At 67.5% G+C, this 12,268-nt stretch carries 15 protein-coding genes; 11 read left to right on the top strand and 4 right to left on the bottom strand.

Translation table 11 applies throughout. From position 1 onward, the window contains the following. The first annotated feature begins 17 nt into the window (after positions 1–17). The 5 genes from ACW170_RS08015 to ACW170_RS07995 all read left to right on the top strand — a co-directional run bounded on the left by ACW170_RS08015 (position 18) and on the right by ACW170_RS07995 (position 4,406). Complete coding sequence (locus ACW170_RS08015; RefSeq protein ID WP_492089103.1) at positions 18–785, top strand: prephenate dehydrogenase/arogenate dehydrogenase family protein; 768 nt, start codon at positions 18–20, stop codon at positions 783–785. A gap of 60 nt (positions 786–845) precedes the next feature. After that, positions 846–1,595, top strand: coding sequence for a DUF72 domain-containing protein (locus ACW170_RS08010; protein ID WP_492089102.1), 750 nt, complete (start codon positions 846–848; stop codon positions 1,593–1,595). 84 nt (positions 1,596–1,679) lie between these two features. Beyond that, on the top strand, positions 1,680–2,741 hold the full coding sequence (locus ACW170_RS08005; protein WP_492089101.1) for an NAD(P)-dependent alcohol dehydrogenase: 1,062 nt from the start codon (positions 1,680–1,682) through the stop codon (positions 2,739–2,741). Between the two features lie 123 nt (positions 2,742–2,864). Then, positions 2,865–3,587, top strand: coding sequence for an acetoacetyl-CoA reductase (gene phbB / locus ACW170_RS08000; protein WP_492089100.1), 723 nt, complete (start codon positions 2,865–2,867; stop codon positions 3,585–3,587). 99 nt (positions 3,588–3,686) lie between these two features. Next, entirely contained in the window at positions 3,687–4,406 is a 720-nt protein-coding gene (locus tag ACW170_RS07995; RefSeq protein ID WP_492089156.1) for a DUF4908 domain-containing protein, read from the top strand. On the opposite strand, the gene gloB is transcribed toward ACW170_RS07995, so the two are convergent. Further along, on the bottom strand, positions 4,396–5,124 hold the full coding sequence (gene gloB / locus ACW170_RS07990; RefSeq protein WP_492089099.1) for a hydroxyacylglutathione hydrolase: 729 nt from the start codon (positions 5,122–5,124) through the stop codon (positions 4,396–4,398). The two genes, ACW170_RS07995 and gloB, sit on opposite strands and share 11 nt — an antisense overlap. A 45-nt stretch (positions 5,125–5,169) precedes the next feature. On the opposite strand from gloB, the gene ACW170_RS07985 reads away from it, so the two are divergent. From ACW170_RS07985 to ACW170_RS07965, 5 genes are all read left to right on the top strand, one after another. After that, positions 5,170–5,910, top strand: coding sequence for a class I SAM-dependent methyltransferase (locus ACW170_RS07985; RefSeq protein ID WP_492089098.1), 741 nt, complete (start codon positions 5,170–5,172; stop codon positions 5,908–5,910). A 59-nt stretch (positions 5,911–5,969) separates the two neighbouring features. Beyond that, entirely contained in the window at positions 5,970–6,491 is a 522-nt protein-coding gene (locus ACW170_RS07980) for a SixA phosphatase family protein (RefSeq protein ID WP_492089097.1), read from the top strand. Beyond that, on the top strand, positions 6,488–6,832 hold the full coding sequence (locus ACW170_RS07975; RefSeq protein ID WP_492089096.1) for a DUF952 domain-containing protein: 345 nt from the start codon (positions 6,488–6,490) through the stop codon (positions 6,830–6,832). Before ACW170_RS07980 ends, ACW170_RS07975 begins: the two co-directional genes overlap by 4 nt. Continuing rightward, positions 6,829–7,899 (top strand): quinone-dependent dihydroorotate dehydrogenase, encoded by a 1,071-nt coding sequence (locus tag ACW170_RS07970; protein WP_492089095.1) that lies wholly within the window; start codon positions 6,829–6,831, stop codon positions 7,897–7,899. The genes ACW170_RS07975 and ACW170_RS07970 overlap by 4 nt, the downstream gene beginning before the upstream one ends. Positions 7,900–7,971: 72 nt before the next feature. After that, on the top strand, positions 7,972–9,870 hold the full coding sequence (locus ACW170_RS07965) for an ATP-binding protein (RefSeq protein ID WP_492089094.1): 1,899 nt from the start codon (positions 7,972–7,974) through the stop codon (positions 9,868–9,870). On the opposite strand, the gene ACW170_RS07960 is transcribed toward ACW170_RS07965, so the two are convergent. Together ACW170_RS07960 and ACW170_RS07955 are read right to left on the bottom strand one after the other, a co-directional pair. Next, positions 9,771–10,274 (bottom strand): very short patch repair endonuclease, encoded by a 504-nt coding sequence (locus ACW170_RS07960; protein ID WP_492089093.1) that lies wholly within the window; start codon positions 10,272–10,274, stop codon positions 9,771–9,773. The genes ACW170_RS07965 and ACW170_RS07960 overlap by 100 nt on opposite strands. 12 nt (positions 10,275–10,286) lie before the next feature. Then, the gene (locus tag ACW170_RS07955) at positions 10,287–10,772 is read right to left on the bottom strand and encodes a peroxiredoxin (RefSeq protein WP_492089092.1); all 486 of its coding nucleotides are present in this window, start codon (positions 10,770–10,772) and stop codon (positions 10,287–10,289) included. A 118-nt stretch (positions 10,773–10,890) separates the two neighbouring features. Here ACW170_RS07955 and ACW170_RS07950 point away from each other — a divergent pair, with 118 nt between their 5' ends. Next, positions 10,891–11,460, top strand: a complete 570-nt coding sequence (locus ACW170_RS07950) for a YqgE/AlgH family protein (protein WP_492089091.1) — start codon at positions 10,891–10,893, stop codon at positions 11,458–11,460. Positions 11,461–11,487: 27 nt separating this feature from the next. On the opposite strand, the gene ACW170_RS07945 is transcribed toward ACW170_RS07950, so the two are convergent. Further along, the gene (locus tag ACW170_RS07945; protein WP_492089090.1) at positions 11,488–12,036 is read right to left on the bottom strand and encodes a MarR family winged helix-turn-helix transcriptional regulator; all 549 of its coding nucleotides are present in this window, start codon (positions 12,034–12,036) and stop codon (positions 11,488–11,490) included. Positions 12,037–12,268 lie beyond the last annotated feature (232 nt).

The following is a 12,268-nucleotide window of genomic DNA, read 5'->3' as shown; positions in this document are numbered from 1 at the left end:
TCGGGACAAGCCCGAGGGTGACGGGGGTAAGGGAAAAACTCGGCCTGATCGGCTTCGGCGCCTTCGGACGGCTGACGGCGCGGCATCTGTCGCCCTGGTTCGACATCCACGCCCATGATCCCGCGGCGTCAGGCGGCGACGGCCACGCGACCCTGACCGACCTGGCGACCGCCGCCGCCTGTCCCACCATCATTCTGGCCGTGCCGGTCGAGGCGCTGGAAGCGACATTGACCGCCATTCGCCCCCACCTGCGCCCCGACGCCCTGGTCATCGACGTCGGCTCGGTGAAGGTCAAACCGGCCCGGCTGATGGAAGACCTGCTGCCCCCCGGCGTGCGGATCGTCGGCACCCACCCCCTGTTCGGCCCCCAGAGCGGCAAGGACGGCATCGCCGGCCTGCGCATCGCCGTCTGCGCCGTCCGGGATGCCCCCGATGCGCGCAGAGACGCCCGCCGCGTCGCCGCCTTCTGCCGTCGCGCCCTGGCCCTGAAGGTCTTCCAGGTCAGCCCCGAGGACCACGACCGCGAGGCCGCCGTCGTCCAGGGCCTGACCCATCTGATCGCCCGGCTACTGCTGGCCATGGAGCCCCTGCCGACCCGCATGACCACCGCCAGTTTCGACCGCCTGATGCAGGCCGTCGACATGGTCCGCCACGACAGCCCCGCCGTCTTCCGCGCCATCGAACGCGACAACCCCTTCGCGGCGGAAGTCCGCAACCGCTTCTTCGCCCTGGCGGACGCGGCAAGGGGAGATCTGGACGAAGGATTAGCGCCCCGCCAAAATTGACAAAGCCTGTCAGCACGCCACTCTGAACCGCGAATAGCGCGGACCTGAGGACCACGACACATGACCCACCCCATCCACATCGGCGTCGGCGGCTGGACCTTCGAGCCGTGGCGCGGGGTCTTCTATCCCGAGGGTCTGGTGCAGAAGCGCGAGCTGGAATACGCGGCGTCGAAACTGACCAGTATCGAGATCAACGGCACCTATTATTCGACCTTCAAACCCGATAGCTGGCGCAAATGGCGCGACGAGACGCCGGACGGTTTCGTCTTCTCGGTCAAGGCCAGCCGCTACTGCACCAATCGCAAGATCCTGTCGGAGGGCGGCGAAAGTTTCGACCGGTTCCTGTCCCAGGGCCTGACCGAACTGGGCGACAAGCTGGGGCCGATCAACTGGCAGTTCATGGGGACGAAGAAGTTCGATCCCGAGGATTTCGAAGGCTTCCTGAAACTGTTGCCCCCGGAGAAGGACGGCCTGCGCCTGCGCCACGCCCTGGAGGTGCGTAACCCGAGCTTCGCCACCGAGCAGTTCTATGATCTGGCCCGCAAATACGGAGCCGCCATCGTCTACGCCGTCGATGAAGAGGAGCCGACCTGGCCGCAGATCGACGAGGCGACCGCTGACTTTACCTATGCCCGGCTGATGTCCAGCCGCGAGGACGAGCCGACCGGCATGACGGCCGCCGAACTGGCCGCCGTCGCCGACAAGGCCAAGGCCTGGGCCAAGCGCGGCGAGGTCTTCGCCTATTTCATCTCGGGGGCCAAGGTGCGGAACCCGGCGGCGGCCCAGGCGCTGATCGCCCAGTTGAAATAGCACCGCCCGCCTTGCGGCCGGTCGTCTCGGGCCACATCTGCCCCCTACGCCCCCAAGCCTGCACAAAGCCCTAAGGACTTCCCCATGCCGATCGCCACACGCGCCTTCGCCGCAACCGCTGCTGACAAGCCCCTGACGCCCTACAGTTTCGAACGGCGCGACCCCGGCCCGGACGACGTCCTGATAGACATCAAGTTCAGCGGCATATGCCACTCCGACCTGCACATGGCCCGCAGCGAGACCGGTCCGGCCCCCTACCCCCTGGTGCCGGGCCACGAGATCGCAGGCGTGGTGGCGGCCGTCGGTTCGAACGTCACGCGCTTCAAGGAAGGCGACCGTGTCGGCGTCGGCTGTATGGTCGATAGCTGCCGCGAATGTTCGTCGTGCCAGGAAGGGCTGGAGCAATATTGCGTGCCCGGCTTCACCGGCACCTATGGCGCCAAGGATACGAAGGGCGGCACAGCCGAGACCATCACCCAGGGCGGCTATTCCAACCACATCACCGTGGACCAGCATTTCGTCCTGTCCATCCCCGACAGCCTGCCGCTCGACGCCGCCGCCCCCCTCTTGTGCGCCGGGGTGACCACCTATTCGCCGCTGAAGACCTGGGGCGTCGGTCCGGGCTCCAAGGTGGCGGTCATCGGCCTGGGCGGCCTGGGCCATATGGCCGTCAAACTGGCGGCGGCCATGGGCGCCGAGGTCACGGTCCTGTCCACCTCGGACCGCAAGAAGGCCGACGCCGAGCGGATGGGCGCCAAACATTTCCTGATCAACTCGGACAAGGCGGCGATGAAGGCCGCGGCCGAGAGCTTCGACCTGATCATCAACACCGTTTCGGCCACGCATGAGATCTCCAGCCAGGTCCAGCTCTTGGCCCGCGACGGCACCATGGTCATGCTGGGCCTGACCACCGAGGGCCTGCCGGTCTACGCCGTGCCGCTGTTGTGGCGTCGTCGCCGCATCGCCGGTTCGCTGATCGGCGGTATCGCCGAGACCCAGGAGATGCTGAACTTCTGCGCCGAACACGGCATCGCCTGCGACATCGAGACGATCGCGCCGGACCAGATCAACGAAGCCTATGAGCGGATGCTGAAGTCCGACGTCCGCTACCGCTTTGTCATCGACATGGAAAAGCTGGCGGCCTGAGCCTTCCGCGACATCAAGCCCGGTTTCCGCAAAGGAAATCGGGCTTTGCCTACAACCGAGACGTGGCTAAACCTCTTTGGAACGGCTCGCGTCAGACGGGCGTAATGGGACAAGGAAGCAGCGATGCGCGTAGCGTTCGTGACCGGCGGGACCCGGGGAATCGGCAAGGCGATCGTGCAACGCCTGACGGAGGACGGGATTCGCGTCGCCGCCGGCTACTCCGGCAATGACGAGGCCGCCTTCGCCACGGCCCAGGCCCTGGGCTGTATGGTGGTGAAGGGCAATGTCGGCAGCTTCGACGACTGCGCCCGCGCTGTGGCCGAAGTCGAGGCCCAGCTGGGGCCGGTCGACATCCTGGTCAACAACGCCGGCATCACCCGCGACGGCTTCTTCCACAAGATGAGCCATGACCAGTGGTCCGACGTGATCCGGGTGAACATGGACAGCGTCTTCAACACGACCCGCCAGGTCATCAACGGCATGCGCGAACGCGGCCACGGCCGCATCGTCAACATCTCCTCGATCAACGGCCAGAAGGGCCAGGTCGGCCAGACCAACTATTCCGCCGCCAAGGCCGGGATGATCGGTTTCACCAAGGCGCTGGCGCTTGAAAACGCCAAGAAGGGCGTAACGGTCAACTGTATCGCCCCCGGCTATATCGACACCGAGATGGTCGGCGCGATGGACCCCAAGGTGCTGGACTCCATCGTGGCCCAGATCCCGGTCGGCCGCCTAGGCAAGGGCGAGGAGATCGCCGACATGGTGTCCTGGCTGGTCGGAGAGCGTGCCGGATATGTCACAGGCTGCACACTGTCGTTGAACGGCGGCCAATACCTGGTCGGGTGAACGGGCTTCGCCCAAAATCCGCCGCGTGACGGTTTCATCCACAGTCTCATGAAGTTGACGGAAACGGCTTGGGCGAAAAAATCGCCTCGCGTGACCGCGATGGCGTTCGCGGCCGTCGTGGGCCTCGGCCTGTCCGTTGCCGCGCCCGCCGTCCTGCCGTCGGACTGCCACGCCCAATCCCGCCGTAACCTGGAACCCTCGGCCCGCTATATCTCGGGCACCGGTCAGGGGTTTGTGCTGGATGTTACGGGGTCGCGCCCCCTGCTGCGGTTCGACCGGTCGACCGAGATCTGGGTGCTGCGCGCCACCCCCGCCCCACGCGGCGACATCGTCTATCGCAACGACAACGGCGACCAGGTTCTGCGCGTTACGGCCGACGGCCGCATGACCCTGTACACGACCAGTGCGCCGCAAGGGTCGCCGGTCTCGCCGTCGGGTCAGGCCGCGCCGCTGCTGGCGCCGGCTCTGACGGCGGTCCAGCTGTGGAACTACATCATTCGTCAGAGCGACCGGGCCAGTCGCGCCCTGGGCCGGCTGGTGGTGGTGGATGTGGACATCCAACCGGGCTCGGAAGCCGTCGCCGCCGACGCCTTATCGACCGCTGTCGACGCCATCGCCCGCATGTCCCGTTCGCAAATACTGCGACGTGAGGCCGACCGGATCCGCCGTATCGAAATTGTCGATCAAGGTCGGGGCCCCCAGGCGACCTTCTCTCGCGGCGTCCTGCGCATCGTGATCGAACCGCGCGCCGGCGTGGCCGGCCGGCCCTCCTCGGCCCGGGTCGTCCGCGTGGTCGCGGACGACGTCCTCAGCCGCTGAAGCCGTCCTTCGCCGCCCGCCGCGCGGCGAACTGGGCCGCATCGGTCGCCGTCAGAAACGGATTGAACCGCAGCTCAGCCCCTATGGTGGTCGGCACAGTCGGCTCGCCCCGTTCCCGCGCCGCGAAGATCGTCTCGGCGTGAGACCGGGCCTCAGGGCGATCATCCAGACTCAGCAGGAAGCGGGCGTTCGAAGCCGTATACTCGTGAGCGCACCAGATCACGGTCGCCTCGGGCCAGGCGGCCAGCTTGCGCAGGCTGTCCCACATCTGCTCCGGCGTCCCTTCGAACAGCCGGCCGCAGCCCAGGGCGAACAGGGTGTCGCCGACGAAGGCCAGCTGGTTCTCGACCGAGCGGAACACCACATGGCCCAGGGTGTGGCCGGGCGTGGCTGTAACCTCGAACCGGGTCTCGCCGACCATGACCCCGTCGCCGTCCGCGACGACCCGATCCAGCGGCGCGACGCGGGCCACCTCCTCAGGCCCCACGATCTCGCAGCCGGTCTCGGCCTTCAGCCGTTCGTTGCCCTCGGTGTGGTCCGGGTGCCAATGGGTGTTCAGGATCATATCCAGCCGGCCCCAGCCCAGGGCCTCCAGCTCTTCCAAGATGCGCGCCGCATCGGGCGTATCGACCGTGGCCACGACGCCGGTGGCGGTATCGCGGATCAGAAAGCCGTAATTGTCGCTGCGGCAGGGAAACAGGTGAACATCCAGGGTCATGATCGCATTCTAGCAGGCGGCCCCGACCCGGCCTATGGTGGATCCATGCGGCGCAGCATCGACGAGCTTCGAACCTTCTACGGCGAACCGACCGGGGCGCTGGTGCGACGTCTTCTGGCGCGGCGGCTGGACGACGCCTGGGGCGAGACGCCCGACTGCGACGTGCTGGGCATAGGCTACGCCACACCCTGGCTGGACGCCTTCGTCGGCGCCCGACGTGTGGTCGCGGCCATGCCCGGCGGTCAGGGCGTCGAACACTGGCCCAGCGTGGGGCGCAACCGCACCCTTCTGGTCGATGACCGCCGCCTGCCCTTCGCCGCCGGGTCCTTCGACCGCATCCTGCTGGTCCACGCCCTGGAAGAGGCCGACGATCCAGCCGCCCTTCTGCTGGAGGCCGTACGGGCCCTGGCCCCGACCGGGCGCATCATTCTGGCGGCGGCGGCGCGCGGCGGTCTTTGGGCGCGGGCCGAGAACACCCCCTTCGGCCACGGCCGTCCCTTCACCCGAGGTCAGCTGGAACGGCTGGTGCGCGAGGCGGGGCTGGAGCCGGCGGCCTGGTCCCAGACCCTGTATGTCCCGCCCTGGACGCCTCTTCTGCCCCTCGCCGACGGCTTCGAACAGGTCGGGCGTCGGATCGCGCCCGGAACGGCTGGACTGATCCTGCTGGAAGCCTCGCGTCAGGCCTATGCCCGCATCCGCCCCAACGGCCACGCCCAGCGGGTTCCCGCCAAGCCGGCGCTGACGCCCCAACCGGCCGCCTCCGTCACGCCGGACTGGCCGCGCTGACGGGGAGTTGAGCCCGACCCATCTGGTCGCGGAACTCGAACGGCCTTATGGCGAAGCCCATGCACCGACTGATCCTCATGCGACACGCCCAGGCCGAGGGCTCCAGCCCGTCCGGCGGCGACGAAACCCGCCCCCTGTCCGCCGTGGGACGCGGCGAAGCCCTGCTGATGGGCAAGGCCCTGGCCGAGCGCGGGCTGAAGCCCGACCTAGCCCTGGTCTCGTCGGCCACGCGTACGCGCCAGACCTGGGAGCAGATGCACGACGCCCTCGGCGACGTCGAGGTGCGCGAGGAGCCGCGCCTCTACAACGCGCCGTCCGAAGTGCTGCGCCGCTTCGTCGAGGACAACGAGGACCAGACCGGCTGCCTGCTGGTCCTGGCCCACAATCCCGGCGTCCATGTCCTGGCCGGCGAATATCTGAGCGAAAGCGCCGCCTCTCCGGCCATTCTCGACCGTCTGGCCGGCGGCTTCCCGACCGGAGCCGCCGCCCTGTTCACCGTCGATGTCGCCGGCCGGTGCGCCTATGAAGGCTTCATCACGCCGCGTGGCCTGCCCCCACTCGGCCAGGGCGGCGCCGCATGACCGACGCCGCCTACAAGATCGTCGCCGCCGACGAATGGCGCGTCGCCCTGGCCGAGGGCCGGTACGAGGGCTCGACCGTGGATCTGGCTGACGGCTACATCCACATGTCGACCGGCGAACAACTGGTCGAAACCGCGCGCCGTCACTACGCCGGGCGCGACGACCTGGTGCTGCTCACCGTCGATCTGCGAGGCTTCGGGGACGAGCTGATCTGGGAGCCGTCGCGCGGCGGCGATCTGTTTCCACACCTCTACGCCCCCCTGCCTGCGACGGCCGTCACGGCAACGCGCGCCTTTGCGGTCGCCGACGACGGGGCGATGATCTTCAAGGACCTGGCATGAGCCTGTTCGACAGTCTCGCCGCCCGTCTGTCCGACGCGGGCGCGGCCGCCTTGCGCGGTCTCGATCCCGAAACCGCCCACCAACTGGCGATCAAAGGCCTGACCTTCGCCCCCCTGCCCGCGCCCGCGGCCGACGATCCCATCCTGCACACGACGCTGGCGGGACTTTCTCTTCCCAATCCCGTCGGTCTGGCCGCCGGCCTGGACAAGAACGGCGAGGCGCTGCGGGGTCTGTCGCGTCTGGGCTTCGGCTTTGTCGAATGCGGCTCGGTCACGCCCCGCCCTCAGCCCGGCAATCCCAAGCCCCGCCTGTTCCGCCTGACCGAGGATCGGGCGATCATCAACCGGATGGGCTTCAACAACGACGGCCTGGAGGCGTTCGCCGCCCGGCTGGATCGCCGCCCGTCGGGCGTGGTCGTCGGCGCCAACCTGGGGGCCAACAAGGATACGGAGGACAAGGCGGCGGATTATGTCGCCGGCCTGCAACGCCTGGTCGGCCGCGCCTCCTATTTCACCGTCAATATCTCCTCGCCCAACACGCCCGGCCTGCGCGCCCTGCAAGGGAGGGAACAGCTGGACGATCTGCTGGGCCGGATCGACGCCGCCCGGCCGGCCGAAGCGGCCGCGCGCGTTCCGGTCTTCCTGAAGATCGCGCCCGATCTGGTCGCCGACGAGGTCGGCATGATCGTCGAGGCCTCGCTGGCCCACCGGATCGACGGCCTGATCGTGTCCAACACCACCCTGGAACGGCCGGAGAGCCTGCGGTCGTCCGATGCGCACGAGACCGGCGGCCTGTCCGGCGCGCCGATCCGACCCTTTGCGGAAAAGGCCCTGCGCGCCGCGGCCGAGGCCGCACAGGACCGCCTGCCCCTGGTCGCCGTAGGTGGAATCGACAGCGGGGGCGAGGCCTACGCAAGGATCCGCCTGGGCGCCTCGGCCGTCCAGATCTATTCGGCCCTGATCTACGAAGGCCCGGGCCTGGTGACGCGGATCAAGCGAGATCTGGCGGCTCGGCTGCGCGCCGATGGATTTTCTTCGATTTCAGAGGCTATCGCCGCCGCCCGTTGACGGAGCGTTAGGCCCGCTTGGTGTCTAATGTGCGGAAGCGAACGAACACGGTTCGCATTGCCGGGAAGCTGGATGTCCAAGACGCCCACCGACGCGACCGCCGACAGCGGCTGGACCGTGGCCGCCCGCCACCGTCGCAGCACGCTGCTCCAGCGCGTGGGAATGGGCGGCGCCGTGGGCCTGGTGGTCATGCCGATGGTCGGCTGGCGGATCTGCCTGGCTTGGTTCGCCGCCTATCTGTTGGTGCAGGGGCTGGAACGGCTCGCGCTCCCTTCAGCGCGCCGAGACATTGCCGAGGTCTCGCTAGGACGCAGGATCGCCACTTGTCTGATCCTGTTCACCAGCGCCTCGGTGTTCGGCAGTCTCTCGATCCCGATGTGGTTGATCGGCGGCCCGATGGGCGGCGTCTGTGCGGCGTTGATGCTGCCGGCGCTGATGCTGTTCTCCATGATCAATTCGCCGCGGTCCAAATCGGTTCTCGCAGCGTCTCTGGCGCCGCCGATGTTTTATCTGCTGGCGGTTCCCTTCCTGGCCGCCGCCTTCGGCGCCCCGCCGCCCATGGTGATGACGGCCGCAGCCGCGGTCATCCTGGTCGCCTTCTTCACCATCATCAGCTGGCAGCGGATGAGCGAAGCGACCGAAAGCCAGATGCGCGCTCGCGCCGAAGCCGAAGCCCTTCGTCTCAAGGCCGAGCAGGATCTGGTCGCGCATACCGCCTTCCTCGCGGCCATCGGCCATGATCTGCGCACCCCCATCGGCGCAATCCTGACCGGCGCCGCCGAGCTTCAGAGCCTGCACCCGCAGTCGCGAGCCACCACATTTCTGATTAGCGACGCCGGCCTGATGATGAAATCCCTGCTGGACGACCTGCTGGATCACACCAAGATCGGCGCAGGGCGAATGACCGTCGAGGTCGTCGATTTCGACCTACGGGCCATGCTGGCCCAGACCCTTCGCCTATGGCGCGGCCCCGTCGAGGCCAAGGGGTTGAAGCTGCGCGTCGAGGGCGCGTCACGCATGCCCTGCGGCGTCCGCGGCGACGCCATGCGCATCCGCCAGGTCCTGAACAATCTGCTGTCCAACGCCGTAAAGTTCACGCCCAGCGGACAGATCACCCTGCGACTGGACGCCTGGCTGGAAGAGCCTTCCGGCTATTGCCTACTGCTTGAGGTGCAGGACACTGGGCCGGGACTGACTCCTCAACAGCTGACGCGGCTGTTCAACCCGTTCGACCAGACGGCCGACGGCGTCAGCGCCCGCCATGGCGGATCCGGTCTGGGCCTCGCGATCAGTCGCGACCTGGTCGAGTTGATGGGCGGCCGCCTGACAGCGCGCAGCCTCCAGGGTCAGGGCGCCTGTTTCACGGTTTCGCTGACGCTTCCGCGCGCCGAGGACGCCGGACCGGCGCCGATCCTGATCGATGAAAGCCGCCTCGACATCGCCCAGGCCCTGACCTCCTCTGAAACGGCCTGGCCGCAATCCGCCACGGTCACTTCCGTCGCGCCGACCCCTATCGTAGCTCCCGCTGAAGCCGACCTGCCTGACGCGGCGTCCGACGATGATCAGGATCGTCCGTTGCGCGTCCTGGTCGTCGACGACCACGACATCAATCGCCGCGCCGTGCAGCTGATCCTCCAGCCGCTGGGCTGCGACATCGTCACGGCCGCCGACGGGATGATCGCCCTGGAGCGCTGCGCCGAAACCGTGTTCGACGTCATCTTCATGGATGTCCGCATGCCGGAGCTGGACGGTCGCGAGACCACCCGTCGCCTCCGCGCCGGCGGCGGCCCCAACGCCCGCACTCCGGTCGTCGCCGTCACCGCCGACACCGCGCCCGAGGACGTCGCCGCCTGCCAGGCCGCCGGCATGGCCTATTTCGTCTCCAAGCCCCTGACGCCGCCGGCCCTGCTCGGCGCCTTGCAACATGTGCTGGACGAGACGGCTGCGGCGGCCGAAACCGCCGCCGCCTGAGCCCTGAAGGCGGCGACCAGCCGTTCGGCCTGATCCGGCCGGCGCAGTTCGCATTCCCAGACCGTCAGAACGCGCCAGCCCGTCGCCTCCAAATCTGAGGTCACACGAGCGTCTCTCGCGCGGTTGCGGGCGATCTTGGCGGCCCAGTATTCGGCGTTGGCCTTGGGGCGGCGCGCGCCGCGCGGACAGTCGTGGCCGTGCCAGAAACAGCCGTGGACGAACAGCGCGATCCTGCGCCCCTTCATCGTCACATCCGGCTTGCCGGGCAGACCCATGCCGCCCAGCCGATAGCCGATCCCGGCCGCGCGCAGGATCCTGCGCACGGCCAGTTCCGGCGACGTGTCCCGCCCCTTCACGCGGCGCATCACAGCGCTGCGTTGTTCGGGCGTGAAGACGTCGGTCATTCGTTCATCAGATCAGAGCTGCGCCAGCAGATGTTCGGCCGACGACACCTTGAACTCACCGCCTTGCTCGATGTTCAGCTGGGCGACCACGCCGTCCTTGACCAACATGGAATAACGCTGCGACCGCTGTCCCAGGCCAAAGCCCGAACCGTCCAGCACCAGACCCAGTTCGCGGGTCAGGTCGCCGTTGCCGTCGGCCAGCATGAGGATGGACTCGTCGTCGATGCCCTGGCTTTCGGCCCAGGCCTTCATGACGAAGGCGTCGTTGACCGAGATACAGGCGACCACATCGACGCCCTTGCCCTTGATGGCCTCCAGATTGTCCCTAAAGCCCGGCAGATGGCGGGCCGAGCAGGTCGGCGTAAAGGCGCCGGGAACGGCGAACAGGGCGACGGTTTTCCCGGCGAAGATGTCAGCCGTATTCACGGGCTTGGGGCCTTCGGCCGTCGCCTGGGCGAAGGTCGCCTCGGGAATGCGGTCGCCGATCTGGATGGTCATGAGGTCTCTCCGCGCGGGGTTGGTTGGATGCGCCCGAGACAGATAGCCGCCCCCGCCGCCGCTGCAAGCGTCAACACGCCTTGCGCCGGGGCGTTTCGCACCCGATGATATGGTTATCATGACCGACGCCTCCTCCCTGACCGGCCGTCTACTGGTGGCCATGCCCGGCATCGGCGACTCTCGGTTCGAACACGCCGTCATACTGATCTGCGCCCATGGGCCGGACCACGCCATGGGTTTGCGGATCGACAGCCCCGCCCAGGGCGTCGACCTTAAGACCGTGCTGGACAAGCTGGACGCGCCGGCGCCCGAACAGGCTGTCGGCCGGCCGGTGCTGATGGGCGGGCCGGTCGAGCGTGAACGCGGCTTCGTGCTTCACACCGACGACTGGGGCGTGGGCCCCGACACCCTGCCCTTCGGCGACGGCCTGGCCATGACCGGCACGCGTGAGGCCTTGGCCGCCATGACCGACGCGGTCGCCGGTCCGCGGCGCTCGACCCTGCTGCTCGGCTATGCGGGCTGGGGCGAGGGTCAGTTGGAGGATGAGCTGGCCGAGAACGTCTGGCTGACCGCGGACGCCGACCTTGATCTGATCTTCGACGGCGACCACCAGTCGAAATGGGCCCGCGCCCTGGCCCAGATGGGCGTGGAAGCCGGCCGGCTGTCCAGCCAGGGCGGGCGGGCTTAAAACACGCTCAGCCGTTAGGCTGGCGCGTCAGACGGCGGCGATTTCAGCCTCGGCCTCGATCTCGTTGTCGAGGGGGTCGTCCATCCGCGCCGCCAGGACGTCCAAAACCCGCAAGGCGCCCGCCAGATCCTCGTCCGAAAGCCCCTGGAACAACAGGTCTCGATCAAGAGCCGCCGTGGTTTCCGATCCGTCCAGCGCCTTCAGGCCCGCCGGCTCCAGCTTGATCAGGTTCGCGCGTCCGTCGCCGGGCAAGCGATGTTTCGTCACCAGGCCGTCGGCCAGCAGCCGCGTCACCCGGCGCGACAGCGTCGGCTCCGACAGCTGTAGCCCGTCGGCGAGTTCAGACTGCGTCAGACCCTGGGGGGCGTGTTTCAGGAGATGGAGGGGCGCTCGCTGCGCGTTCGTAAATCCATAGGCCTTGAAAAGCCGGCTCGCGCGCGTCGTCCAGCGGCGGGAAATGAGCGCGATCCTTTGCTTGATCCGGATCTGAACCTCGTCCCGACTTCCTCCGCCCAGGTCCGAGCCAGACGGACGAATTAAGTCTTTCTCTCCATCTACTTGGACATCATCAGACATTGAAAGAATTCGTACCCGCGCTACTCAGGGCTACGTGAGTCGCCCCGTAAAATTTACGCAGAATCACCTAGTCGCGCGGCTGTAGTTTCGCAAGCGCACATACCCTGTGGGTTGAAAATTAACCACTCATCGAAGCTAAGCTTCAGTTAGCCGGGCAACCATAATACGTAGTGGAATATTCAATACTTGTTTACACAAATTAGCCTTGGATCGCTGATCGCGAATGCGTGGA

This window comes from Brevundimonas sp. FV2ps16, assembly GCF_058681075.1.
The sequence above is the reverse complement of the archived record's forward strand: the minus strand, read 5'-3'. Positions and strand labels throughout refer to the sequence as shown.

Excerpts from the sequence above, each read along its gene's own strand:
- ACW170_RS08010 (WP_492089102.1), top strand. The coding sequence starts at position 846 with ATGACCCACCCCATCCACATCGGCGTCGGCGGCTGGACCTTCGAGCCG.
- ACW170_RS08005 (WP_492089101.1), top strand. The coding sequence starts at position 1,680 with ATGCCGATCGCCACACGCGCCTTCGCCGCAACCGCTGCTGACAAGCCC.
- phbB (WP_492089100.1), top strand. The coding sequence starts at position 2,865 with ATGCGCGTAGCGTTCGTGACCGGCGGGACCCGGGGAATCGGCAAGGCG.
- ACW170_RS07995 (WP_492089156.1), top strand. The coding sequence starts at position 3,687 with ATGGCGTTCGCGGCCGTCGTGGGCCTCGGCCTGTCCGTTGCCGCGCCC.
- gloB (WP_492089099.1), bottom strand. The coding sequence starts at position 5,124 with ATGACCCTGGATGTTCACCTGTTTCCCTGCCGCAGCGACAATTACGGC.
- ACW170_RS07985 (WP_492089098.1), top strand. The coding sequence starts at position 5,170 with ATGCGGCGCAGCATCGACGAGCTTCGAACCTTCTACGGCGAACCGACC.
- ACW170_RS07980 (WP_492089097.1), top strand. The coding sequence starts at position 5,970 with ATGCACCGACTGATCCTCATGCGACACGCCCAGGCCGAGGGCTCCAGC.
- ACW170_RS07975 (WP_492089096.1), top strand. The coding sequence starts at position 6,488 with ATGACCGACGCCGCCTACAAGATCGTCGCCGCCGACGAATGGCGCGTC.
- ACW170_RS07970 (WP_492089095.1), top strand. The coding sequence starts at position 6,829 with ATGAGCCTGTTCGACAGTCTCGCCGCCCGTCTGTCCGACGCGGGCGCG.
- ACW170_RS07965 (WP_492089094.1), top strand. The coding sequence starts at position 7,972 with ATGTCCAAGACGCCCACCGACGCGACCGCCGACAGCGGCTGGACCGTG.
- ACW170_RS07960 (WP_492089093.1), bottom strand. The coding sequence starts at position 10,274 with ATGACCGACGTCTTCACGCCCGAACAACGCAGCGCTGTGATGCGCCGC.
- ACW170_RS07955 (WP_492089092.1), bottom strand. The coding sequence starts at position 10,772 with ATGACCATCCAGATCGGCGACCGCATTCCCGAGGCGACCTTCGCCCAG.
- ACW170_RS07950 (WP_492089091.1), top strand. The coding sequence starts at position 10,891 with ATGACCGACGCCTCCTCCCTGACCGGCCGTCTACTGGTGGCCATGCCC.
- ACW170_RS07945 (WP_492089090.1), bottom strand. The coding sequence starts at position 12,036 with ATGTCTGATGATGTCCAAGTAGATGGAGAGAAAGACTTAATTCGTCCG.